The following is a 24,799-nucleotide window of genomic DNA, read 5'->3' on the forward strand; positions in this document are numbered from 1 at the left end:
CGCTGGGCGCACTTCCAGCTCATTCTAACCTACTGCAACTTTATAAAATTGGTTATCACCGACAGTTGATCGGCGTGCAATACCTTTGCCGCATCCACATGACCATCGGCCTGCACTATCGCTCCCTGATGAATATCCTGATTGCGCCCAACGCTGACTTGCTGTTTAGCTCCCCAGACAACATGCACAATATTGTTGGTACGCTGATATGAACCATTATTAGCTCGCTCCAGCACATACCCTTCCAGCGAGTTATTAGATGAAGAGGAAATGACCTCACAGACCACACTGGTCTGGCTACCAGCTGTCACCGACGCTAATTGTGGCCCGGTCGCTATCTGTACCGATCCTGGTACAGTGATCAGACGATTGGCATATAAGTAGAGCAAGATAATTGCCACTATACCAATAATCAGAGCTATTATCCCTCTGCGGTTAGGAGCTCTGCGTGGGCCGCCCTGTTTAGAATCTCTCATAGATCCCGACTCCTCTTAATGGAAAACAACCCGATCTATTGCATATACCTGTATCAACGCAAAACAAAAATGCATCAACGCATCCTCTACCATCCCCCAATAACCTGAATCACTCATTCGCAATTGCAGTGTCACAAAAAACCATATCGGAAATATAGCATATATCTATAGCAGAAGTAATGCCAGTATTATGCATAATTTCCCCTGCTCTCTATCCGGAAGTACCAGAACAAAAAAGCAGTTTCCGTACGGAAACTGCTTTTTTGTTCTGGTACTCCTCAAGCAACCCAATAATGGTTAACAAAAAGAAAAACATTTAGAGCAAAGATGGGAAGTGTAAGCGCCAGATATGCATGATCGAAACGGGGCCATTTAATGCTGGCAAAAATGATAGTTACGGGAAACACTACCGTCATGAAGCGTGGGACCGATGTCAGAGCATTATCAGTTCCCAGTGGATACAGGGTTGCGAATATAATAAGAACAAGCGCAAAAAGATTGTAGTGCAGCGGAATACGCCTCCACCCAATGAGAAGCGTTCCCAATGGAATGAGAACACTAATCAGATTGAGTATATTCAGGATCTGGAGGGGCGATGGAATGAAGCAGGCCTTGATAACATAACGGAACGTGGTCAATGGTGATGTAAGTGGTAATCGTCCCCAATACAGGTGTTGCGCAGAGCTAAAAAGAAATGGATCGTGGAAAGCTTTCCATAAATAGAACATGTAGATTCCCAACCCTAGAGGGATCAGAGCCAGAGGACAAAACGCCAGGATCTTTTGCCGCCAGCTTGTTTCAGCAAAGCGGTACGTAAAGAAAAAATGCTGGACATAAACAACAAAAAAAGGGAGCATTAAGAGTAATCCCTGAGACCGCGACAGGGCTGTAAGAAGTCCAGAAAGGCCAGCAAGCCACCAGGAAAGCACGCTATTGTCTTTCTGGGCCCGTGATAAAAAGAAGAACGTCATCAAACAGAGAAACAGAAATAAGGATTCGGTATAACCGGCAAAATAGAATAGCGCATACGGTGCAAAAGCGACGTAGAATAGGGATTTGCGCGCCGTCGATTCGTCAAACAGGTCAGAAATAAGCAGTTGCAATACAATAAGCGCGAAAAAGAAACAGAGATTTGAAATCAGCAGACCAGCAATATAATAATCTCCTATCGACCCACCTAGCAAGTGGCCTGGAAGCCGTAAAAGCGTGGGATAAAGTGGGAAAAAGGCGGTTTGCCTGGCGGTACTGGCAACGTATCCCTTGTCTGCAATGGCAATATATGACAAAACATCGTAGTGCATCCAGGATTTTATGCATGCTCGTCTCTGGATAAAACAATTCAATGGAGTTAATGTCTGATTGCCTGGAAATAACGACAGGCCCAAAAATGTCAAGACCAGAATAACAAACCGGTTCACAACAAACACCCATATGGCATCCTTCCACGCAACTCTGGTAGGAGCGGTGATTGAAAATCCTTTTCTTTGTAACATTTTTTGTATCCATTCAAAATAAATTTATACATAAGCATATAGTGATGCATAATAAAAATATAGCGCTAATTTTATAAAAAGACGCATACTTGGGAATAAATGACTATTCAAACATTCTTTTGACACCAGGTTTCCAGAGAAATATATTAGAAGATGAAATAGGAATAAGATCTCCACTATCTAGATACAGAGCGGGAATATATACTTGTTCTGAGGAAATTACTACAATAGTAAAGAGGGAGAGTTAAAATGGGTACGATGTTGACCATGCAATCTGAAGATCCAGATAAACATCCGTCGCGTTTAGCCTGGACAATGATGGAGCCCTATCACACTGTGATCTATTTTGCTCCAGAAGCGCGAGCCGCCTACAGTGAAGCAGGCTTAAAGGGATATTGGATGGGCTACTTTGCCTCACGGGCGGCGGCGATGGGGCCGGTCCCTGCTTCAGTGGTGACCGCTACGTTCTATAACTTCCATCCCAATATGGTCGCGCGTGCGATTCCTGACGCCTGGCGCTTCTCCACACCAGAGAAGATCCTATCCGCACGCCAGCATGCGGCGGATGTCATCCTGCGCCGTTTGCTGGGAGACAACATTATCGCTTCAGCAGAGCTCGCGGAAGCGGCTGAACTGGCAAAGATAGCAGCGGGCGCCTGCTCAGTTGCCGGTCGTCCGCTGTTCGCGGGACATGCCTCATTGCCATGGCCTGAACAGTCGCACCTGGCCCTCTGGCATGCTACCACCCTCTTACGGGAATTTCGTGGTGATGGACATATTGCGGCGCTGTTGGCCGAGAACGTCGATGGCTGCGAGGCTCACCTCACTATGGTGGGCAAAGGCACCCTGACACGTGAGGCGATTCAGCCCAATCGAGGCTGGAGCGACGAGGATTGGCGGGCCGCGCAGGAGCGGCTCATACAGCGCGGCTGGCTAGATCAGACGGGAACGCTAACCACTGAAGGGCAGAACAGGCGTCGCCACATTGAACAGGTCACGGACGAACTGGCTCTGCCTCCCTGGCAAGCCCTGGGAGAAAACAAATTTGAGCGGCTGCTGTCACTCATGAAAAAGTTCAGCATACAAATCCTTGAACAAGGTGGCGTGCCAATGCCAAATCCAGTGGGAGTGCCCGATCCGCGTAATTTAGCATAGGAATAGGAGGGAATCCTGCCCTCAACAGTTCAGTGTGCTAAAAGCAGGATTTCCTCCTAATACACTTCTTAGAAGAGCAGAGCTAAGTGTTGGGGCGCATCCAGGAACGAGCGAATTTCGGGATGGCTGACCAGACCGCCCAGGTATCCTACATATATCAGTACAGCTGTATTAATAATCAGGATAGCCATCACTATCACCTGGAGATAACGGGGAAGCGCCGGCTTGCGTGTGTAGAATACGATTCCAAAGAGCGCAATAATACCGGTGAAAAACATGATGATCAGGCTGATACGCGCCATCGATTCGTGATCATGTATCAAAATGGGAGACGCATGGTTAAGGCTCTCTACAATATGAGTTGCACCATCACCAGTTAAGTAGGCGGCCGCGGTAGACAGAGCGGCAAGCGCCAGAAACCAGAGAGAAAGCTTCTGGAGAAAAACATTTCTAAAAATCAAAGCAATTAAAAATGCGAGGGCAACAAACGCAGTACCAAGGATCGGAATATGGTTCAATATAATATGGATATGTGCCATGTTCATATTCATGCAATAGGACTCTTTCTACGGTTGGATTTCAATGCGGATGGATGTGTTGTTCCATCCCGTGCCTGGCTCTAGTATGAAGGTATATGATTAAGTGCAGATGAAAATATAGACGCTTGCTTCAAAGGTCCTGGATACGCCAGAGATATGAACACAGGGTACGACAATGGTCCTCCAGCCTTGCCAGAGCTGGAACAAGTGGAAAGAATAGAAGAGTAGAAGCATTAAAAAATTATCCATGGAAGGATTGTACATATTTCATCATGACATCCCACATCCCTTTCACTACGCTGCTCACTGAGTTAACGGATCCAGATAGCCAGGTACGCCTGCAGGCCATCAAAAGCATTGTACGCCGTCGTAGTGAGCGGGCCCAGGCGTATACCGCATTATTGCCGCTGCTCAATGATTCCGAGTACCAGGTATGCAGAGCCACTATCAAAGCGCTGGGCACACTCAAAGATCCGCGAGCGTTTGCGGCACTCGCTCCACTGGTAACGAACAGCAGCGCACGTCTCCGCTTGCTCACCCTCCAAACACTGGATAAGCTAGATCAGACACGCGCTATCCCCTATTTAATCACTGCCCTACTGGATCCAAGCATACTTGTTCGTCAGGGAGTGGTTGATGTCCTGAGTTTCTCAAGGGATGCGCGGATCGTTGAGCCTCTTATTGCTGCTCTCAGCGATACAAATACCGACGTTCTTATAAGAGTGATCTCGGTTCTAGGTTTTTTGAGAGATGCGCGGGTCATCGCTCCTCTCATCGCCCTATATAACAATGCGGATTCATATGCACATATGGAAATATACATGCGCACGCGTATAATCTCTGCACTGGGTCGTCTGGGTGATCTCCGGTCTTTTGATTTTCTGATTACGGCCCTGCGTGATCCGGATCGTCATATCCGCTCATATGCCATTGATGCCCTGGTCATGCTGAATGATACGCGAGCGGTTGATCCTCTCATTGCTGCGCTGAGCGATCCAGATAATATAAATCGCATGAAGGTAACCTATGCTCTGGCTGATTTTGGTGATGCGCGAGCGATCGATCCTCTCATTGCTCTCCGGAACGATTCAAACGCAGACGTGCGCCGGGGAGTTGTCCGGGCGCTGGATGTGCTCGGTCATGCATGAGCGATAAGCATATTAATCATTTTGTGGTCAAATCAGCTAAAAGAGCATCGATATTTTGCTATATCGATGCTCTTTTAGTTCTATTTTCGTCTCAGGAAACTGAGACGCCCAGGATTGCATTTATTTGCTCTTGCAATTTTTGCGTATTAGCAAAACCGTAATTGACGGCATGCGCATTACCTTCAGTATCAAGTACGACTGTCGTGGGCACGGTCAACACTTTGTAACGCTCCGTCAGATCGTGTTGGGTAACCGCATCCACATGCACCGCCTCTATTCTGTCACCACCACTCTGCTTTAGCAGGCGTTCAAGGGCTGGCTGCTGTAGTGTATGGCATTGGCGACAATCTTCACTACTAAAGGCCAGGATACGCACCAGGGGCTCATCTCCGTCCTTGCCAGATGAATCAATGGACAGAGGCTCAGCCGCCAACGCTTGCTGACGACGCCGGGCAACCAGTATGCGTCCGGAAACTACAATAATAGCAACCAGCACACACACCAACAATAATATTATCAGCCGCAGTGAAAAATCAGCCATGGCTTAGACGCCTCTCCAACGGAAACCACCATCATACCGTACGCGTGGCATTAATCCCCAGCGCCCAAGATAATAGTAGACCAAACAACCAGCACAAAAGCCAACGAATACATTGATCGCGGCCAGTACAAACACGATGATTGTGAGAATCCAACCCGCTAGTGTAGCTGACGTCAGGAAAAAAAGAATGCTGGCTGCCAGTAGAAATGTAGCACCAACTCCCTGGGCGAAACGATGTGGCGCTGGATCATCTTCAACCAGGCGCGGTTTTAGCCAGCCTGCACGTACAATCACCTGACGATAAACAAATTTAAATGGACTGGCTGCGGGAAAGATAGCACTGAGAGCGAGAGCCAGACCAGTGATAAGTACAAGGATAGGTAGATTTAAAAGAAAACTCAGTCCAACCAGTACAAGAACACACGATTGCGAAAACTTAAGCATGTGGGCATCCACACGAGGAATAGATAACATGATACTAACACTCTCCCTTGATATATTCCATCTATGTTTGTTTGCCTATATAGGTGAAAACTACATCAACGATTAAAATATTCCGGGCTAGTTTTTTTGACAAAAAAAGAGATAAGTGAACCTATCAGGCTACTTACCTCTTTTGGTGGTGGAGACAAGGAGATTCGAACTCCTGACCTTCGCCGTGCAAAGGCGACGCTCTACCAACTAAGCTATGTCCCCATAAAACAACTGGAAATGGTATTCCCTCAATTTTGCCGAGCGCGCTGCCATCCAAAGCGTGAAGCAGAGGGCTCGCATTCTTGAGCCACGATGAAGATACAATGGTGAAACAAGCCGTACGATCATTAGGGCGACTTCGCTCCGCCTGTTACCAGGTGTCCACGTGTCGTCTATTTACCAGGTCGTCTTCCTGGGATCTTGATTCTCCGCAGAGAATGGGAGAACTCGTCTTGGGTGCGGCTTCGCGCTTAGATGCTTTCAGCGCTTATCCCTTCTCGACATAGCTATCCAGCTCTGGCCCGGGCAGGCCAACTGGCACACCAGCGGTCGAGCCATCTCGGTCCTCTCGTACTGGAGATGACGCCCCTCAATTCTCCTTCGCCCACGACGGATAGAGACCGAACTGTCTCGCGACGTTCTGAACCCAGCTCGCGTGCCGCTTTCATGGGCGAACAGCCCAACCCTTGGGACCTACTCCAGCCCCAGGATGCGACGAGCCGACATCGAGGTGCCAAACCTTGCCGTCGATGTGAACTCTTGGGCAAGATAAGCCTGTTATCCCCGGGGTAGCTTTTATCCGTTGAGCCACACTCCTTCCACTCGGGAATGTGGGATCACTAAGCCCGACTTTCGTCCCTGCTCGACCTGTCCGTCTTGCAGTCAAGCTCCCTTGTGCCTTTACACTCTCATGGGTGATGTCCATCCACCCTGAGGGAACCTTTGGGCGCCTCCGTTACTCTTTGGGAGGCGACCGCCCCAGTCAAACTACCCGCCTGATCCTGTCCACGTCCCGGCTCACGGTGACGTGTGAGAAACAAAACACACCGAGAGTGGTATTTCACTGCTGTCTCCCCTACCCCCACAAGGATAGGTTCTCCGACTCCCACCTATGCTACGCACGCTCTGCCTCGTTTCCGGGTCAAGGTGTAGTAAAGCTCCACGGGGTCTTTTTGTCCTGTCGTGGGTAACCCGTATCTTCACGGGTACTTCAATTTCGCCGAGTCCTCTGTCGAGACAGTGCTCAACTCGTTACTCCTTTCGTGCGGGTCGGAACTTACCCGACAAGGAATTTCGCTACCTTAGGACCGTTATAGTTACGGCCGCCGTTCACCGGGGCTTAGATTCGCAGCTACGCACACCGCTCCTCGTAACCTTCCGGCACTGGGCAGGAGTCAGCCCCTATACTTCCGCTTGCGCGTTCGCAGAGACCTGTGTTTTTGGTAAACAGTCGGTTGAGCCAATTTCTTGCAACCCCCTCACCCCCAGGCAAACCTGAAAGCTACTAGGGCACCCCTTCTTCCGAAGGTACGGGGTCAATTTGCCGAGTTCCTTAACAGAGGGTCGCTCGATCACCTGGGGAGTGTTCCCCCTGCCTACCTGTGTCGGTGTGCGGTACGGGCGGAGACGACTCTGGCGAGAGGCTTTTCTTGGCGGCCTAGGGGCCGATGACTTCCGCGGACTTGTCGTCCGCTCGCTGCACGTGTCATGCACAGGAAACCGGGATTTGCCTCGGCTTCGCACTTCAGCGCACAGACCCATCCTGTCCAATCGATGGGCTCACCTTCCTTACCGCGTCCCCCCATTGCTCCTAACGAGCATCTCCGGTGCAGGAATCTCTGACCTGCTTTCCATCGCCTACGACTGTGACGTCCTCGGCTTAGGACCCGACTCACCCTGGGACGATTGACGGTGCCCAGGAACCCTCAGGCATTCGGTGTGTCTGGTTATCACAGACATGACGCTACTCATTCCGGCATTCTCACTTCTGTTCGCTCCACCAGTCCTCGCGGTCTGGCTTCTCTGCCCAACAGAACGCTCCCCTACCAATCCACCTTGCGATGGATTCCATGGCTTCGGTACCATACTTGAGCCTCGATACGTTGTCGGTGCCACGACACTCGACCAGTGAGCTATTACGCACTCTTTAAATGGTGGCTGCTTCTAAGCCAACATCCTGGCTGTTTGGGCGTTGTGACCCCCTTTAACACTAAGCATGGATTTGGAGACCTTAGCCGATGGTCTGGGCTGTTTCCCTTTTGACGACGAAGCTTAGCCCCCGCCGTCTCACTTGCATGCATGCTGTCCTGGCATTCGCAGTTTGCTTGGGTTTGGTAACCTGCACGAGGCCCCTAGCCCATTCAGAGCTCTACCTCCAGGATAGTGTAACATACAGCTGTACCTCAATACATTTCGGGGAGAACCAGCTATCTCCGTGTTCGATTGGAATTTCTCCCCTATCCACAAGTCATCCCCCAGTTTTGCAACACTGGTGGGTGCGAGCCTCGACGGACTGTCACATCCGCTTCACTCTGCTCATGGATAGCTCACACGGTTTCGGGTCGCATCGCCACAACATCCGCCCTCTTCAGACTCGGTTGCCCTGGGGCTCCCCAGCTTTAACGCTGGTTAACCAGGCTACGACGATGCACTCGCCGGATCATTCTACAAAAGGCACGCCATCAGCCCTTAGTAGCTCGTGCTACAGTGGCCTCTGACTGCTGGTGAGTACGTGGTTTCAGGGTCTCTTTCATCCCCCTCTCGGGGTGCTTTTCACCTTTCCCTCACGGTACTTGTTCGCTATCGGTCGCTAAAGATGTGTAGCCTTGGAGGGTGGTCCCCCCAGCTTCCCACAAGATTGCACGTGTCTCGTGGTACTCAGGATCCCGACCCAGTCCCCCCGCTCGTCCTCTACGAGACTCTCACTCGCTCTGGTCACGCTTTCCAGCGTGTTCAAGTAAGCCAGGGTCCTTTGTTGTCGGTCCTACAACCCCACTGGTTCCGAAGAACCACTGGTTTGGGCTCTTCCCGGTTCGCTCGCCACTACTACGGGAATCTCGGTTGATTTCTGTTCGTCGAGTTACTGAGATGTTTCAGTTCACCCACTGCCCCCCGTCACTGCCTATGTGTTCAGCAGGCGGTCTCCAGACATCACTCTGGAGGAGTTGCCTCATTCGGATTCTCGGGGTTCATCGCTTGTATGCAGCTCCCCCCGAACGTTTCGCCGGTCTCCGCGTCCTTCTTCGGTCTTTAGCGCCAAGGCATCCACCTCGTACTCTGTGTAGCTTGTTCTCTTCGTTCAGATCTACATCATGTCTCTGAATGCTTTGACTTGTTCTAAATCGAACAAATCGATCCTCTGCTTCAACTCTGGCTGGCATTGATCGCTCAGCAAAATTGAAGGAATACTATCTTCAGTTGTTCAGGTGCACTGTTGGTCATCATACTCCCCTGAGAGCAGACGCTGTACCCCAACAGCTCAAGAGTGGAAACCAGCTTCGCTTCTGGCAACACAGCGACCGTGTCCTGTTCGACCTGGAAGTGGAACAACCTCGTGTGTTTATGGCTTCCATAAACGGTTGTTCAAGCTCCCTAGAAAGGAGGTGATCCAGCCGCACCTTCCGGTACGGCTACCTTGTTACGACTTCACCCCAATCACTGACCCCACCCTCGACGCTTGCCTCCCCGAAGGGTTAGCCCAGCGGCTTCAGGTGTTGCCAACTTTCGTGGTGTGACGGGCGGTGTGTACAAGACCCGGGAACGTATTCACCGTAGTGTGCTGACCTACGGTTACTAGCAACTCCAACTTCATGGAGGCGGGTTGCAGCCTCCAATCTGAACTGAGGCCAGGTTTGACGAGATTAGCTCCCCCTCGCGGGTTGGCAACTCTTTGTCCTGACCATTGTAGCGTGTGTGTCGCCCAAGGCGTAAGGGCCGTGCTGACTTGACGTCATCCCCGCCTTCCTCCATTTTGAAATGGCAGTTTCGTTAGAGAAGTTCAACTAACGACAGGGGTTGCGCTCGTTGCGGGACTTAACCCAACATCTCACGACACGAGCTGACGACAGCCATGCAGCACCTGTGAACCCGCTCCGAAGAGACAGCCCGTTACGGCTGGTGCAGGTCCATGTCAAGCCTTGGTAAGGTTCTTCGCGTTGCATCGAATTAAACCACACGCTCCGCTGCTTGTGCGGGTCCCCGTCAATTCCTTTGAGTTTTAATCTTGCGACCGTACTCCCCAGGCGGACCACTTACTGTGTTAACTGCGACACTGAAGGGGTCGATACCCCCAACGTCTAGTGGTCATCGTTTACGGCTAGGACTACCAGGGTATCTAATCCTGTTCGCTCCCCTAGCTTTCGCACCTGAGCGTCAGGTGCTTCCCAGGACACTGCCTTCGCCATTGGTGTTCCTCCGGATATCTACGCATTTCACCACTCCACCCGGAATTCCGTGTCCCTCTGAAGCCCTCAAGTCAGACAGTTTCCATCGTCCTTCGTCAGTTGAGCCGACGACTGTCACCACAGACTTATCTGACCGCCTGCGTGCGCTTTACGCCCAGTAACTCCGGACAACGCTCGCCTCCTACGTATTACCGCGGCTGCTGGCACGTAGTTAGCCGAGGCTGATTCCTCTGGTACCGTCCGTTCTCGTCCCAGAGAAAAGCAGTTTACAACCCGAAGGCCGTCATCCTGCACGCGGCGTTGCTCGTTCAGGGTTGCCCCCATTGACGAAAATTCCTCACTGCTGCCCCCCGTAGGAGTCTGGGCCGTTCTCAATCCCAGTGTGGCTGATCGTCCTCTCAGACCAGCTATCGATCGTCGCCTTGGTAGGCCATTACCCCACCAACCAACTAATCGAGCGCAGGCTCATCTCCGGGCGCTCTTGCGAGCTTTGCTCGTTGCCGAGCGTATGCGGTATTGTCGGCGATTTCTCGCCGGTATTCCTCACCCGGAGGCAGATAACCCACGTGTTGCTCACCCGTCCGCCACTCCCTTATTGCTAAGGGCGTTCGACTTGCATGTGTTAGGCACGCCGCCAGCGTTTATCCTGAGCCAGGATCAAACTCGCCATCCAGTTGTTTTTATAAACACATATCTCTGCAAGATATGTGAAACAGCATGGTAAGTTGCGATCATGGCCAAGTTACATAACATTGGCATGTTTCGCAGATTCTATGGTCACCATCGCAGGGGAACTGCGCTGGGACCGAATTGACAGGAACTGGTGCATTGTATTGTTGTTCCAGTTGCTGTTCTGCTTTCCACTCTTCAGTTGTCAAGGTACCCGGCTGATAAAACCGTTGTTTCACCAGTGGACAAGCGTTTGTTCTTTTTTCGTTCGCTTGTCTCGTGTGCTGTAGTATCGCATATCCGTTGTAGTTTGTCAAGCGGTTTTCCAGAGGAAATTTGCTTGCTTCTGAAATTCGTGATCCGAGTTGCTTTGAGTATATTCACAGCAACCTGCCCAAAGAGTTTTGTAATTTTCATTAAGATAAAAATCAAGCTACTCAACGGGAGTTATTCACATTCCAGAGGAGCCACTTTAATGTGGCACGGACAGTACGAAGGGACAGGAGCACTTATCTTTTGGAGATCAGGTGATTGTCTCATTTCGACAGCCCAATGATTATGCCATAAGGGACAAAGTTTTGTCAAGCAATTTTTGGCCTGTTTTTCAGGGCAACAAAAATTTGCTTCAGGGCCTTCGAACCTTGAATCTTTGGCGTTACAGAAAAATATAAAAACCAGATATATTCTTGATTTCTAAATTATTTGGAGGTTGACAAAAGCGCAAAGGTATTATATTATTCATTTCGTCAAGAACACCTGTATGTGCAGGTGAGCTGGTGACTGTAGAGAAGAGGGCACACCCGTTCCCATCCCGAACACGGAAGTTAAGCTCTTCATCCCCGATGATACTGCGTGGGCAACTGCGTGGGAAAATAGGAAGTCGCCGTCTCACCTGCCCACACGGGTGTTTTTTATTGCCAGTAACTTTATTGTATAAAAACTTCTATGTTTAGATCTTGAATAAGAACGTGAGACGTGTTATTCTATACTGACAAACGAAACAATGGGAATGCAACCTGATTGGGTTCCCACAAATACTATCCATCTGTTTGGTTATAGTTAACCCAACATCGAACAATCAACGAAGAACAGCCAGCCATTTGTTAATAATGTGCCAGGTAGCACAGTAGTCTTTGATCATACTCTCCGGCATAGGTGCCTCTTCTATCAAGAAGCGAGTGTAATAAAGCCGCCCACAGACGGGAGGCTCCCGCGATTTCTTTCAGCCTTTTTTGTGCATAGAGTGAGGTTTGCAACACTAAGACTTAGCCGAGAGGAATACAGATCTGGTTATGGTAACTACTTTTGCGCCTGAGCGCCTCGCCATAGTGAATCTGAATAGATGGCTAACTGCCTGTTACCCCCTCTGTCTATCTCCTCTCCTTCCATTTATCTATGTCATTTACAAATTGCTGGCGATTAATGCCTTGCCGATTGCTACTCATGGCAAACCTGAGTAGTACCTACTCACTGGTGTCAGACCACTTCACACTATTTGTAGGCATCACAGCCAGCATGTAATCTATTTGGCTGCTAAGCTAGAGGAGAACATATACCCATGACACACTATCAAATGCAGTTGATTGTTCCTATGGATACTTCGAACACACGCAAAGTTCATAAAGAAATAGAATATTTGGAACAGTGTTTCAAAGACATTATTGGTAGCTTCACATCCTACGCGGATCAGCTTTATCGTGTTTATAGCTTAATCTGTACCGAAGAGCAGTCAGATATGCTTTCAACGAAAATGCGAGGGCGCTGCGCACTATTGGAAGTGGTTCCTGTCGCTTCCGTCTCTACTATAGCTCCCGCTACATCCGTCTCTCCAGTGGCGTAAGCGCTTTTTGATCCCCATCGGGTGTCACTAAATTATTTTTATTTAATAGATAGGCGTTCTATACAGCGTGAATATATAGAACGTCTGCTATGACTTATTGACTTCGTTTACCTCAACCTCTATTGCCCCATTTCTCTGCTTAATAGTTTTTCCAGGCTCCAACATTACTTACTTTTTCGGGTACAAATCTGCACTATAGTACGTCTATATATTGTGGCTACTATTATTTTTGTCTGCTAATGGATTGCGTTAATAGCTAGAATTTAGCTTTAGCAAGGATGTGAGGATGGATTCTACACAACTTTATTGTTCGCAGTGCGGAGCAGCCAATGATGCTAGTTCCAGGTATTGTTTTGCGTGCAATTATGAGTTAAATCAGTCAGAACCGCTGGTTGGGGCTGAAAAGTTGCTGCACGCTCGCTATCAGTTGCTCCATAAATCTGGAATTGGTGGCTTTGGAGCGGTCTATAAAGCTCGGGATACGCATACCCACAACCAATATGTTGCTTTCAAACAGATTACGCTCCGGGGCTTGACTGCCCAGGAAATCATTGAGGCTACGGATGGTTTCAATCGCGAGGTGCAAATTCTGTCACGTCTGTCTCATCCGCATTTACCTCGTATTCTAGATTATTTTACTGATCAGGAAAACTGGTATCTGGTAATGGATTTTATTGAGGGCGAAACGCTGGAAATCTATTTACACCATCCAGATAATCCTGAGATGATACGCACACTACCACTTTCTGAGGTACTTGATATTGCTATGCAGCTTTGCTCAGTACTGGATTACCTGCATACACTTCAGCCGCCAGTTATTTTTCGTGATCTTAAACCGGGCAACATTATGCGTACGCCCACAGGTAAGCTCTATGTCATTGATTTTGGTATCGCCCGCCATTTTAAACCTGGTCAATCTAAGGATACGATGCTCTTTGGCTCTCCAGGTTATGCCGCTCCAGAACAATATGGTAAAGCACAGACGACGCCGGCCGCCGATATCTATAGCCTGGGTGCTTTGCTGCATCAGATGCTAACAGGCATTGATCCCTCTGAACATCCTTTCCGTTTTACTCCGTTACAACTCTATGGCGCTGGTGGTTTGGAGCAGCTGAATACTCTGCTCCAGCTCATGGTTGCTATGGATGCGGAAAAAACGACCTGCCAGCATAAAAGCCGTTCAGGCCGAGCTACAAACCATTGTTAATCAACAGCAACCTGCAACACATCTCCAACAACACGCTCAAAAAATCAGTGGCCCTGCCTACTATGATCAAAACTCTGCTGGCATGGGGAGTGTGGGTGGTACTAGTGGTCAACGACAACAACAGAGACAAATATCTGTGCCAGTTTCCAATACTAGCCGCCGTACTGTGTTGAAAGGATTGCTGTTATTAGGGATAGTGGGTGCAACTGCTACAGGTATCGGAAGCTACATAGTAGGCTATCCACCTCCACCTCATGATCAGCATACGGCGAACACATCGGTAGCAACACATCATCAGCAAGATCAGGGAGAGGTCAATGCTGTTCGTTATGCGCCCAACGGTCACTTTTTCGCTTCGGGCAACATCCATGGTGTGGTACGGCTGCTGGATGCCACCAATGCCTCAGTTCTGGCTAGCATACCAGTCTCTTCCGATACTATTATGATGCTGGCCTGGTCTTTTGATGGGAAATATCTGGCTTGTAGCACAAAAAAAGCAATTTACATTGTAGAAATCATGACTGGGACAGGTGCTACTACACCTCAAGTAACCTTGTCCAGTCCAATATTGGTTTATAGTAACAATACATCACCACAGCCAGGCCCAAAAACATTGCTTTATACCCTGGCCTGGTCACCGAAAGAATACCTCCTGGCAGTGAGCAATTATACCGGCACGACTCATGTATTTCAATTTGAGCAAGAGCAGCTACAAGTTTTAGATATAGGTCATTATCCTCCTAAACCTGTAAACACAAATTTAGAATTTACATCTAATCAATTGGCCTGGTCGCCAGATGGTGAGCAGATTATTTCTGTTACCAAATCTGCTGGCTATAGCGTCTGGCAAGCCAGAGATCAGCAGGTCGTCGCAGATGTATCTTTTGCTAGATCTGTTCCGATCCTGTTGGGTTGGCAAGCAGACAGCTCCGATCCAATTATCCTGATTACGCGCAATACAATTCATTTTGGAGATATTAAAGGGCACACGCGCTATGATTATCTGCTCCCAGACAGAGTGGTTGATATTGCTTATGGAAAACAAACATTCGATGTCTTTATCGCTCTGGCTAATGGAGATATTTACCATTGGCTGCCTCAAGCAGGCGAACCTTACCTGATCAAAAATGGCGACGATACCCTGGCATCTTTAAATTCTATTGCTACAACACAGGCAGGCAGCAATAGCTCATTGGTGGCGGCTTTTTCAGATGGCGCGATAATATCTTATAAACTGGTGTAATTGCATTACAACCAGTCTATCATGCTTTGTGTTCTACTATGTCTATATTTATCCGTTTGCTAATAGCTATAAAGAGGGCTCTGTATAGAGAGGTTTCTGTTTGAGGCGGGTGCGAGCCCTGACAATGGCCATAATTAAAAATGGTAGTCCCCACACCCAGAGGCTGGTTAGATAGGCAAGTTGTAGCTTCGGCAACAGATTATAAAGAATCCATAGACAATATAAGCCTACCATGCTGCTCGATAGCGCTCTTCCCAATAAGGCTACGTCCAGCGAGCCAAAGACAAAGTGCACCGGTGTGCGGCCAGCGGGCAGTTCTTGCTGCGTCATTTCTAGCAGGGCAAACAAACCAAAGAGGATAATGGCGTACCATGGCCAGTACCAGGGTGATCCTACTACACAATAGAGTAACCACGCGCCGGCTAACCATGCCACCAATGCTGGCCAGGTGTTGATATATTGGGGTCGCCGAAATGAGCGAATGCATAGTGCTGCATACATTAATGTGAAGAGGACTGCACTCAACATATGCGATAAAACTTCAAGGTGTGAGCCGCGATCAATGCTGTGTGTCAGTTGTATGCCTCTAAACTGGGCATAGCCATTCACAAGCAATTCATAAATACTGTTGATATTGCGTGAGGCCGATGGCGTCATGGTAACGACATCGAGCAGGGCTCCATTGGCCCAGAAAGGCGCGTGAATGGCGATAATCAGCCCCACATATATCAGCGTCGCCAGTCCAACATCTCGTAGACGCCTACGTATACTGCTGATCGCTGTACCTTGCAATAGAAGGAACAATAAAATGCCAGGCATCAATACGATATAAGAGATTTTGAGACAGGCGATCAAGGCGAGCAGGACGATAGCTACCAGAAATGGTGGTCTGCTATTCTCGGTCTGGGGAAAGAGAAACCAGAGTGAGAGTAACAGTAAAAAGAGAATTGTGCCGTCGTTATGCGCATTAACACAGGCCTCTAGCAACAGGAATGGGTTCCAGGCAAAAGCCAGTGTGACGCCCAGTTTCCGTGTTTGCCAGTTAGCCTCATCTTGACCTGATTTTAGCCCCTCAAAACGTTCGCTCAACAGCCAGACAAGCTGGGTAGAGCCCAGATGCATCAGTAAGCCGAATATACGTAGCAGCATTTCCATTGAGAGCACGTATTTAAAGCCAATGGCAGTGGCCAATAACTGTAGACCGGCAGTAATGGCTAACCACGTTGGTCCATAGACGGATGGTTGATGCACCCAGTAAAGAAATCCATAGACAAAGTCAGGCTCTATGGCCGTAGGAGGCACAACCATGGGGTTAAGATGATAAAACACAGCCATGCGCGCGTAGGCGATATACGAGAAAACATCCTGCGAAGTCACCAGCGGCAACAATAAATAGGCAATCCCCATTGCTATAGTAGATCGGATAATAAAGCGATGCGTTATTTTGCCTGGTAAGTGACGTAGTGCGAAGAAGTAAAGGGTAAACAGAATAATAAACAGGCCCATAAATGCTAGCGCGAGCGGTAGAGATTGGATCTGGTTGAGCGGCATTGCTTCACCTACATCACCAGGAATGATTGCACGATGAGTGGGATGCAGATGCGTGTAGAAGACGGTGTATAGCCAGAAATGGCGATCGCTAAATGTAAAATCGGCAATGAATATGACTAGCAGGGTTGTCAGCAACAGGAGAAGTGGTAGATGATCTGCTTGACGCGCTAAAGATCTGTGCTGTATGGATTTGTGCACGGAAATGTCGAGCTTGTTTTGAGCCATGATCAGCATTCCCCATGTTGAGTATATGCTTCCATGCTCTACATCTAGACAAAAATAAGCTCTTGCACTAATTGAGCCTGTTATCGGGACGCATGTAACATTGCTATCACGTCAAGAATTCATAATCAGTAACAGTTTTTTTCCTTCAATTGCGGACGCCGTGTTTCAGCTCAATGCGCTACTTTTTTATTATGTGTTGCAGAAAATAATCAAAATCACATTTTCTGCAACACATAATGTATTAATACTTCATAACATCAACCCATTGCCGGCTCTCGGCAGCTGTTACGACTGCATCGATAACAGCCTGGCAGCGCATGCCGTCATAAAAAGTTGGGATGTCCTCGCTGTTGTTTTTTAATATCGCCTGTATAAACGCAAAATCTTGATCGTAGCGAAAAGTGGTGGTGGGCTCTCCTTCAAAGGGTTGGCGGGACGAGCCAGGATAGGTCAGAAATTCATCAGGTACTCGGACGGTCTCTAGTTTGCCACCTAGACGACCGACTAAGATCTCATGGGGATGATGGAGATGGTAAACCAGGGTTCCGTCGGTGCCATAGACTTCGAACTCGTCCAGTCCCTGGCCTCCAACACCGCGGCCTTTCGCTACTTTGCTTAGATCAAAGGAGGCGATCGTTCCTTGCTCTCCCCCAAATTCTGCGATAAAGACAACACAGTCTTCAACGTCTGCCGCGATGGGTTGACCATCAGCTCCACTACGTTGGGGAACAAAGGTGCGCTTTAAACCAGCTACACGCTCAATGGGACCAATCAGGTCCAGGCAGAAATCAATTCGATGGGCTCCCATGTCTCCGATTTCGCCTGAGCCAGCTAGCTCACGTTTCTGCCGCCAACCCAGACTTGTATCTTTGAACTCTTGTAGACGGGCCACGCGTACGTGCCTTGGTGTGCCAATGTCACCGCGCCGTAGCAGATGCTTGAGGTAACGCATCCCTGGTACAAAACGATAGGTGAAGGCTGTCATTGTCTGTACGCCAGCTTTCCTGGCCTCCTCATACATCTGAATGGCCTCGGCATAATTCATGGCTAACTGCTTTTCAACCAGTACATGCTTACCAGCTGCGATTGCTGCTAACGCAATCGATGCATGCATGAACGTTGGTGTGGCAATTACCACTGCGTCAACATCAGACCGGTCGAGCAATTCCTGGTATCGCGTATAGATGTGCTCAACACCATATTCATTTGCCCGTTGCTTCAATAAAGCTTCATTTATATCACAAAGCGCCACAATTTTAGCCTGCGAACATGCTTTTAGTCCCGGTAGATGCACATAACCACTGACTCCTCCTACTCCGATTACACCAACACCAACGACTGACTTCTGCATAGCATACCGCCTTTCTAAAAAATACGTGCTCGAGCAACATGGTTGCTATCAATCAGCGAAACCATTTGAAACTCTTCTTTTGTATCATACCTTATATGCTGGCTTTGCTTGCATGGTTAAAAAAACCATAGATTTTTTCGCACATGTTACTTTTGTGTTAATAATCAGTGAAATTATTGATTAACTTATTAAAAACAATAAAAAGTGCAGATCAGCTACACTTTAATTGTTTCCTGCTACATGTCTAGCAGGCAATTCATTTATTGTTCGCTTCACTGGCACGAGCCAGGATAAAGCCGCCTATCAGGATGATGGCACCACCCACTATTTGTAGCCAGCTAATGGTGTCGTGTAGCAACAATATAGCAAAGATGGTTGAAAAAATTGGCATGGTCTGCATTATTGCTGCAGATTCCCAGGCTTTCAAAAACCGTAGTCCCTCTTGTAGCGTAATATAGCCAATACAAAAGTTGGTGATGATGTAAACGGGCAGGGCCCATAATAAGGTAGAGGTAAGAGTAAAAGTGAATGTGTGAGGCTGTATGAAGAGAAAGGGCAAAAGTACGATGGCTCCCAACAGGAGTCGCCAGACGTTCAGCGGCAGACTATGGATCCTGATTGAAAGTTTTTTGGCCGGGATCATGCTATAACCGAGTCCTGCCGCCCCCGCGACAATTAGTAGGTCACCCCGGCTAAATGCTTCCCACAACGATGCGTCTAAATTTTTAATTATCACCAGCAGGCTGCCAAACAACAGGCAGGCAATGCCTCCGAAATGTTTCCAGGCCATTCTTTCGCGCAAAAAAATGATGGCGCAGATAACAGTAATTAGCCCCTGCATCTGGAGCAAAAAGCCGCCTTTAATGGCGCTGGTTTGGGCCAGACCTGTCACAATACAAACAAGTGGTAACGCGGTACCAATGACAGCCAGCAACCATAAATTTACCCAGTCTGTCTTCTGCAACTGTGGCCAGAGTGGTATTTTAGCTATTAGTAAAATAATACCTAAAAGTATGCCACCAACAAATAGATCCAAAAACGAAACTAGCATCGGCTGCATATCAGCAGCTACTATTTTCCCCAGTACAGCGCCCAGGCCAAACATACAAGTGGTCAAAAGAGTTAAAATAAATCCTCGGGCTTTCACATTTATTCCTTTCAATGTATCTTGGACTTTCTCTGCGCGTTCATACAATTGGATAGTCTTTTTATCTGTTTCAGGCGAGCATCAGCAATCAGGCAGTCAAAATACTATAACAACAGATCAGATTATAACATGTGCAAGTCTGTGACTGTGCCTTTAAGCTTGAGGTATTAGATAGGATAAAAGGCAATGTCTACTGTCCAAAAGAACAGTCGACATCACCATCTATAATATGCACAGAACCATGTAAGGTAACGCAACAAAAAAAAATAACAAACCTGGAGCATACTAATGTGTAGATTGAATGTTTGCTGTGTCATTTAAAGTGCGAAGTAACAGAAAGGATGATGTGATATGCTACACATGTATCTGGCCATGGAAAAAGAATTGCTGGTGGTGAGAGGGCAGCAGAATAAGTGGCAGACTGAAGCAAAATTAACTGGCATGCAAACTACATGTCTGGCAGCTGATCCATTTCAACCTGAGCGGCTCTATTGCGGTACATTTGGTCGCGGCCTTTGGAGGAGCCTGGATGCCGGGAACTCCTGGCATCCCATTGGAGACCCTGGCAGGGCACTGGATGTTCACCACGATAATGGTATTCCTCACGCGCAAATTACGTCCGTGGCGGTCAGTGCAGCTGAAAAGGCTGGATCCTATGGGGTAGTTTATGCTGGCACCGAACCAACTTCGCTGTATCGTTCTGAGGATGGTGGGGAGAGCTGGCTGGATCTTAAAGCGCTCCGTGATCTTCCTTCCGCCCCAAGCTGGAGTTTTCCACCACGTCCTTATACAAATCATGTACGTTGGATTACTCCTGATCCATTAGTCGCTGGTCGCCTTTTTGTGGCAGTTGAAGCTGGCGCGCTTATCCGTAGTTTTGATGGCGGTCAGACCTGGGATGATCGTCAGCCAGGCGGGCCGTTAGATACGCATACACTGGTGATACATCCTCAGGTCCCCGATCGCCTTTATTCAGCTGCTGGCGATGGCTTTGGCAGGATGCAAGGCAGTAATGGCCATGGCTATAATGAAAGCTTGGATGCTGGTACAACCTGGCGCTATCCCGATACAGGGCTGCAGCATCACTATCTCTGGAGCGTAGCCGTAGATATGGCGGACCCTGATACCATTCTCATTTCGGCCTCACCAGGGCCAGGAGAAGCTCATCATGGATACTCACAGGCGCTCTCGTTTGTGTACCGCAAACAGGGTGAAGCTCCCTGGCAGGCTGTGACTGAGGGATTACCTGATGCACACGGTACGATCATTCCTGTGCTGGTTAGTCATCCCAACCAGGCCGGCCATTTCTATACTTTGACCAACAAGGGGCTTTTCTTTTCAACTGATACCGGATTAAGCTGGCAACCGCTTGATATTCCCTGGCCCCCAATCTATCAGCAACAGCATCAGCAAGCGCTGGTCGTTAGCGAGCTCTCGTAGGTGCGCCCCTTGCTTGCTTCCCGCTCGAAAACGCTCTCGTAGGTGCGCCCCTTGCGGGCGCTTTAATTTGATACATATCATTATTATTGTTCCTTTTTCGAGCATGGAGGGCAAAATCCCGCAAGGGGTGCACCTACCGGCCACCCAGATAGGTATTAAACCATTCCAGGGTTCTTTCCCAGGCTAGATAATACTGGCCTGGCTTTTCAGCTCCTGCATGCCAGCTGGCGGGCAGGCGCATAAATTCGACCGGCGCTTTCCCAATCGTCTTGAGCGCCACATAAAACTGCTCAGACTGCCCGATGGGACAACGCAGGTCGTCTTCACCATGGACAATCAGTGTCGGTGTGGTGACTTTAATGGCCGAGGAAATGGGTGAGCGCTCGCGATAATAATCCTGGTACTCAGTATCCCATGGATAGCCTTTGGATTGCCAGGCCAACCAGAAACCTATATCAGATGATCCAACAAAGCTCTGCAGGTTAGAGACGCTGGCCGTTGGTACGGCTGCTTTGAAGCGATCTGTATGGCCAACAATAAACATGGTCATATAACCACCATAACTGGCCCCCATGACGCCCAGCCGTTCAGGATCGATCCCGCCACGCTTGATACACTCATCAACACCCAGCATGATATCCTGGAAGTCTTTTCCTCCCCAGTCCCCTAAGCTCCCGTTCAAAAATTCTTCGCCATAGCTGGTGCTCCCGTGTGGATTGCAGTAGAAGATGGCGTACCCACGAGCGGCCAGACACTGGTTCAAAGGCTCCATAACGTCGCCGATGCCGAAAGCCCCGTTGGGTCCTCCATGGACGCGTACAATCATAGGATAGCTCTCTCCAGCATGTGCATCCAGGGGTCGTATCAGCCATCCCTCAATCTCATCGCCCTGCGAACCCGCATACGTTACATGCTCAACCAGTGCCCAGCGTCTTTCGGCAAGCCATTGATCGTACAGCCGGGTTAAACGCCTGGCTTCCTCACTCTTCTCGGATGAGAGTGGCAGGCAATAAAGTTCCCACGGCTGCTCGGCCATCTCTTTCGCATACAGCATCTTCTGTTCATCGGGGAGCAGCGCCAGGTAGCGGATAATCTCTGTACCTTGCGTGATCTGTGTCATTGAGCGCCAGACAACATCAAGTTGGTAGATATGCGCGCAGCCAGATGCTGAGGCCAGGAAATAGATGCTCTGTCCATCACTGCTCCATTGAGGACGATAGGGGCCAGGAGTGCCGAAGGTACTCCTCACGGTAATGTCGGCATCATAGGCAAAATCTGGATTGATACATAAGGTGCGATCACCAATATTCCCCTGCCGTGTCACCAGGTAGAGGCGTGATAGCTTCAGACTGCTGAAGGCCCATAATTCCGCCGCTACGACAACCGCGGACTTACCATCGGGCGCCCAGGCGTAGCTTGAGATTTCCAGATTGCTTTCCGTCAGGCGACGACCTTCGGCCGTCTCAACGTTGATCGTCCACAGATCGGTGCCAAAGAATTCCTCCTGTTCACCTAACTGGCGCAGGACGCCGATCTCCTGGCCATCGGGTGTCCACTGCGGTTGGGCATATGTGTGATCGCCTGAAGTCAGGCGGCGTATGCTTGCTGGATCGATGCTAGAGACGCTGGTTTCGGGGGCAGGCATGACAAATAAGTGGCTGACGCGATCAAACAGCCCGACTCCATCCAGCCTATACCAGAGCCTGGTAATCGTACGTGGACGTAAGCGCTGTTGTTCGGCTTGCTTCTTTTTACTTTCTTCGTCCAGCGATTTGCGACCCAGTAATATATCATCCTCGACATCGGGGGCCGTGGGAGCCGTGAATGCAATCTGCTTCCCATCCGGCGACCAGGCGGCTTCACCTACACCATATAGTAGATTGGTCAGCTTGTGGGCCTCACCCCCATCAGTATCAATTAGCCACAGTTGACTACCATTCTCACGGTTAGATTTAAAGAGCAGGCGTTGGCTATCTGGCGACCAGACAGGATGGCTATCGTTCTTGAGGCCGCTGGTCAATTGCCGTGGTGCACCTAGCGCCTCTCCATTCTCGTCCAGTAATAGCAGAAAAATGGTGCTGTTGCTGTCGTTTTTCTCTTTTTGCTGGCTATTCATAACAAAAGCTACGCGCCTGCCATCAGGCGAGAGCGCGATCTCACCCATATTTTTCGCGGACCACACATCGTCCATCGTCCACTTATGTGGCGTCGTCATTAGCATTGCCTTTCATTTAGAGATCAACACATATAACACATGAAAAAAGCTGGTTTTTCCTCGTTTATGACGCTTGCATCCAACATTAAGTGCAGATGAAGCAAAGCATTGTCAAGGGACAGAAAAGTTGATATAAGCGGAACACCACACTGCCTGGTTTTCCGCTTATATCAGCCATTTACCCTATGCACTTTCACTATGCCAGCATTAGCGTACCCGGCTCTCGTTATCGGCTCTGGTTTCTACGCCGACTCTTTCTACCAGGTTTTCAGGTTCAGGGATCTGTTCGATCCGACCGAGAAGGAACAGGAAGGAGAGAATACCCAGGATCAGGATGGCTCCGGCAACCAGGAAATTGGCGGCGAAGGATTTGGTGTATTGCAGGATATAACCGGCCACAATTGGGGCGGCGATGCCCGCCAGGTTTCCCAGCAAGTTCATAATACCACCTACAGAACCAACCGTTCCTTTAGGCGCGATCAGGGAAGGGATACTCCAGGCAACGGGGGCGGCAAAGGCCAGCCCTCCCAGGGCGATACTAATCCAGATGGTGGCGACGATGGCATTCGTGGTAAAAGCTGCCCCAATCACGGCCAAGCCTAGCAACATACCAATCGTGACTACGGTGCGCCTCACTCTGGTATTGTCGTGGCCTTGCGCAATCAACCTATCTACCAGTACTCCGCCGATAAAAATGTCGGTTAAAGTGGCAATGAACCAGGGAATTACAGTATACCAGCCACTGGTCAAAACCGACATGTGTAGCGTTTTCTGTAAATAGCCAGGCAACCAGGTCAGGAATAAATAGAAAGAATAATTATAGGCGGCAAAGCCTAGCGCTAATCCCCACACTTTTTTCTGTGCAAGGAGAAACCAGACAGTGGCCCAGCCACCCGCTGCGGGTACGACCTTCTCTTCTTGCGCTCCGCCCTCCTTAATATAGCTGGCTTCTTCTGCTGATAATTGTCCAGACTCACTGGGATCCCGGTAAAGCAGCCAGAAGGCAATGCCATATACTAAACTGATCAGGGCTGTAACATAAAAAGCTGCTCGCCAGCCATAGACGCTAACCACAAACGCGATCAATGGGGCGCCGATTACTGATGAGAATTTGGCTGCGGCGTCAAAAGCTGAGGTAGCCAGGCCGCGTTCCTTGACTGGAAACCAGTATCCAGTGGCTTTAGATGAGCCTGGAAAGGCAGGCGCTTCACCGATACCGAGCAATAAACGACAGAGTAAAATCAGTCCAAATCCGCTTACCAGTGCGGTTAAAAATGTGGCGATGGTCCAGATGATCGTGCCAATACGGATTAACCATTTGACTCCGAAGCGATCTAGCCATGCTCCAACTGGCAACTGTAACACAGCATAAGAGATCAAAAAGGAAGATAGAATATAACCGATCTGTGGGTCAGTGAGGCGAAACTCTTTTTGCAAACTTACAGTGGTTACTGAAAGGTTGACGCGATCTAAATAATTAACTACGATTCCAATACCGAGCAGAATCGCCACCCACCAGCGTACATTGCCAACGCGCTTCTGCATGATAGACCTCCATTGTACTATCGTATCTACCTTAGATACACAGGCTACACGTTTTTGATAGAACTGTTCGATGTGAGATAAAGGCGTCTTTTAGTATAGTAACATATTTCGTTCCTATATTATTGCTACTATTGCTG

Annotated in this window: 17 protein-coding genes, 1 tRNA gene and 3 rRNA genes; 8 read left to right on the forward strand and 13 right to left on the reverse strand. The window is 49.0% G+C overall.

Going from position 1 to position 24,799, the window contains the following annotated elements:
• Positions 1–29 precede the first annotated feature (29 nt).
• Together JMI88_RS00720 and JMI88_RS00725 are read right to left on the reverse strand one after the other, a co-directional pair.
• A complete protein-coding gene (locus JMI88_RS00720) occupies positions 30–476 on the reverse strand; it encodes a hypothetical protein (protein WP_201359842.1) in 447 nt (148 codons plus the stop codon).
• A 278-nt stretch (positions 477–754) separates the two neighbouring features.
• Positions 755–1,903 (reverse strand): mannosyltransferase family protein, encoded by a 1,149-nt coding sequence (locus JMI88_RS00725; RefSeq protein ID WP_201359843.1) that lies wholly within the window; start codon positions 1,901–1,903, stop codon positions 755–757.
• 324 nt (positions 1,904–2,227) lie between these two features.
• On the opposite strand from JMI88_RS00725, the gene JMI88_RS00730 reads away from it, so the two are divergent.
• Positions 2,228–3,124 carry an SCO6745 family protein gene (locus JMI88_RS00730; RefSeq protein WP_444542376.1) on the forward strand — a complete coding sequence of 299 codons (897 nt, stop codon included), beginning with the start codon at positions 2,228–2,230 and terminating at the stop codon, positions 3,122–3,124.
• A 68-nt stretch (positions 3,125–3,192) separates the two neighbouring features.
• On the opposite strand, the gene JMI88_RS00735 is transcribed toward JMI88_RS00730, so the two are convergent.
• Complete coding sequence (locus JMI88_RS00735; RefSeq protein WP_201359845.1) at positions 3,193–3,675, reverse strand: hypothetical protein; 483 nt, start codon at positions 3,673–3,675, stop codon at positions 3,193–3,195.
• A gap of 260 nt (positions 3,676–3,935) precedes the next feature.
• On the opposite strand from JMI88_RS00735, the gene JMI88_RS00740 reads away from it, so the two are divergent.
• Entirely contained in the window at positions 3,936–4,811 is an 876-nt protein-coding gene (locus tag JMI88_RS00740; RefSeq protein WP_201359846.1) for a HEAT repeat domain-containing protein, read from the forward strand.
• A gap of 91 nt (positions 4,812–4,902) precedes the next feature.
• Here the strand turns inward: JMI88_RS00740 and JMI88_RS00745 are convergent, their stop codons facing one another.
• From JMI88_RS00745 to JMI88_RS00765, 5 genes are all read right to left on the reverse strand, one after another.
• Positions 4,903–5,352 carry a thioredoxin family protein gene (locus JMI88_RS00745; RefSeq protein WP_201359847.1) on the reverse strand — a complete coding sequence of 150 codons (450 nt, stop codon included), beginning with the start codon at positions 5,350–5,352 and terminating at the stop codon, positions 4,903–4,905.
• A 3-nt stretch (positions 5,353–5,355) separates the two neighbouring features.
• Complete coding sequence (locus tag JMI88_RS00750; protein ID WP_201359848.1) at positions 5,356–5,826, reverse strand: DUF4395 domain-containing protein; 471 nt, start codon at positions 5,824–5,826, stop codon at positions 5,356–5,358.
• 146 nt (positions 5,827–5,972) lie between these two features.
• Positions 5,973–6,048 (reverse strand) — tRNA-Ala (locus JMI88_RS00755).
• A gap of 105 nt (positions 6,049–6,153) precedes the next feature.
• Positions 6,154–9,117 (reverse strand): 23S ribosomal RNA (locus tag JMI88_RS00760).
• 304 nt (positions 9,118–9,421) lie between these two features.
• Positions 9,422–10,902: ribosomal RNA gene (locus JMI88_RS00765) — 16S ribosomal RNA — on the reverse strand.
• 768 nt (positions 10,903–11,670) lie between these two features.
• Here JMI88_RS00765 and rrf point away from each other — a divergent pair.
• The 5 genes from rrf to JMI88_RS00790 all read left to right on the forward strand — a co-directional run bounded on the left by rrf (position 11,671) and on the right by JMI88_RS00790 (position 15,188).
• Positions 11,671–11,787, forward strand: a 5S ribosomal RNA gene (gene rrf, locus JMI88_RS00770).
• A 403-nt stretch (positions 11,788–12,190) separates the two neighbouring features.
• Positions 12,191–12,358 carry a hypothetical protein gene (locus JMI88_RS00775; RefSeq protein WP_201359849.1) on the forward strand — a complete coding sequence of 56 codons (168 nt, stop codon included), beginning with the start codon at positions 12,191–12,193 and terminating at the stop codon, positions 12,356–12,358.
• Positions 12,359–12,456: 98 nt separating this feature from the next.
• Complete coding sequence (locus JMI88_RS00780; RefSeq protein ID WP_201359850.1) at positions 12,457–12,738, forward strand: hypothetical protein; 282 nt, start codon at positions 12,457–12,459, stop codon at positions 12,736–12,738.
• A 286-nt stretch (positions 12,739–13,024) separates the two neighbouring features.
• Positions 13,025–13,945: a serine/threonine-protein kinase gene (locus JMI88_RS00785; RefSeq protein WP_201359851.1), complete on the forward strand. Its 921-nt coding sequence runs from the start codon at positions 13,025–13,027 to the stop codon at positions 13,943–13,945.
• Positions 13,884–15,188, forward strand: coding sequence for a WD40 repeat domain-containing protein (locus tag JMI88_RS00790; protein ID WP_201359852.1), 1,305 nt, complete (start codon positions 13,884–13,886; stop codon positions 15,186–15,188). The genes JMI88_RS00785 and JMI88_RS00790 overlap by 62 nt, the downstream gene beginning before the upstream one ends.
• A gap of 66 nt (positions 15,189–15,254) precedes the next feature.
• Here JMI88_RS00790 and JMI88_RS00795 read toward each other — a convergent pair whose 3' ends face one another.
• The 3 genes from JMI88_RS00795 to JMI88_RS00805 all read right to left on the reverse strand — a co-directional run bounded on the left by JMI88_RS00795 (position 15,255) and on the right by JMI88_RS00805 (position 19,510).
• Positions 15,255–16,964: a hypothetical protein gene (locus JMI88_RS00795; RefSeq protein ID WP_201359853.1), complete on the reverse strand. Its 1,710-nt coding sequence runs from the start codon at positions 16,962–16,964 to the stop codon at positions 15,255–15,257.
• A 241-nt stretch (positions 16,965–17,205) separates the two neighbouring features.
• Positions 17,206–18,315, reverse strand: coding sequence for a Gfo/Idh/MocA family protein (locus JMI88_RS00800; RefSeq protein ID WP_201359854.1), 1,110 nt, complete (start codon positions 18,313–18,315; stop codon positions 17,206–17,208).
• Between the two features lie 256 nt (positions 18,316–18,571).
• Positions 18,572–19,510 carry a DMT family transporter gene (locus JMI88_RS00805; protein ID WP_201359855.1) on the reverse strand — a complete coding sequence of 313 codons (939 nt, stop codon included), beginning with the start codon at positions 19,508–19,510 and terminating at the stop codon, positions 18,572–18,574.
• Positions 19,511–19,813: 303 nt separating this feature from the next.
• Between JMI88_RS00805 and JMI88_RS00810 the strand changes: the two genes are divergently transcribed.
• Positions 19,814–20,902 (forward strand): WD40/YVTN/BNR-like repeat-containing protein, encoded by a 1,089-nt coding sequence (locus tag JMI88_RS00810; protein WP_201359856.1) that lies wholly within the window; start codon positions 19,814–19,816, stop codon positions 20,900–20,902.
• A gap of 133 nt (positions 20,903–21,035) precedes the next feature.
• Here JMI88_RS00810 and JMI88_RS00815 read toward each other — a convergent pair whose 3' ends face one another.
• Entirely contained in the window at positions 21,036–23,117 is a 2,082-nt protein-coding gene (locus tag JMI88_RS00815) for a S9 family peptidase (protein WP_201359857.1), read from the reverse strand.
• A 207-nt stretch (positions 23,118–23,324) separates the two neighbouring features.
• Positions 23,325–24,662 (reverse strand): MFS transporter, encoded by a 1,338-nt coding sequence (locus JMI88_RS00820; RefSeq protein WP_201359858.1) that lies wholly within the window; start codon positions 24,660–24,662, stop codon positions 23,325–23,327.
• Positions 24,663–24,799: the final 137 nt, after the last annotated feature.

The sequence above is a fragment of the Dictyobacter formicarum genome (genome assembly GCF_016587435.1).

Bases quoted from the DNA above. Each gene is read 5' to 3' on its own strand.
- JMI88_RS00720 (WP_201359842.1), bottom strand. From the start codon at position 476: ATGAGAGATTCTAAACAGGGCGGCCCACGCAGAGCTCCTAACCGCAGA.
- JMI88_RS00730 (WP_444542376.1), top strand. From the start codon at position 2,228: ATGTTGACCATGCAATCTGAAGATCCAGATAAACATCCGTCGCGTTTA.
- JMI88_RS00735 (WP_201359845.1), bottom strand. From the start codon at position 3,675: ATGAATATGAACATGGCACATATCCATATTATATTGAACCATATTCCG.
- JMI88_RS00740 (WP_201359846.1), top strand. From the start codon at position 3,936: ATGACATCCCACATCCCTTTCACTACGCTGCTCACTGAGTTAACGGAT.
- JMI88_RS00745 (WP_201359847.1), bottom strand. From the start codon at position 5,352: ATGGCTGATTTTTCACTGCGGCTGATAATATTATTGTTGGTGTGTGTG.
- JMI88_RS00750 (WP_201359848.1), bottom strand. From the start codon at position 5,826: ATGTTATCTATTCCTCGTGTGGATGCCCACATGCTTAAGTTTTCGCAA.
- JMI88_RS00775 (WP_201359849.1), top strand. From the start codon at position 12,191: ATGGTAACTACTTTTGCGCCTGAGCGCCTCGCCATAGTGAATCTGAAT.
- JMI88_RS00780 (WP_201359850.1), top strand. From the start codon at position 12,457: ATGACACACTATCAAATGCAGTTGATTGTTCCTATGGATACTTCGAAC.
- JMI88_RS00785 (WP_201359851.1), top strand. From the start codon at position 13,025: ATGGATTCTACACAACTTTATTGTTCGCAGTGCGGAGCAGCCAATGAT.
- JMI88_RS00790 (WP_201359852.1), top strand. From the start codon at position 13,884: ATGCGGAAAAAACGACCTGCCAGCATAAAAGCCGTTCAGGCCGAGCTA.
- JMI88_RS00795 (WP_201359853.1), bottom strand. From the start codon at position 16,964: ATGGCTCAAAACAAGCTCGACATTTCCGTGCACAAATCCATACAGCAC.
- JMI88_RS00800 (WP_201359854.1), bottom strand. From the start codon at position 18,315: ATGCAGAAGTCAGTCGTTGGTGTTGGTGTAATCGGAGTAGGAGGAGTC.
- JMI88_RS00810 (WP_201359856.1), top strand. From the start codon at position 19,814: ATGCTACACATGTATCTGGCCATGGAAAAAGAATTGCTGGTGGTGAGA.
- JMI88_RS00815 (WP_201359857.1), bottom strand. From the start codon at position 23,117: ATGACGACGCCACATAAGTGGACGATGGACGATGTGTGGTCCGCGAAA.
- JMI88_RS00820 (WP_201359858.1), bottom strand. From the start codon at position 24,662: ATGCAGAAGCGCGTTGGCAATGTACGCTGGTGGGTGGCGATTCTGCTC.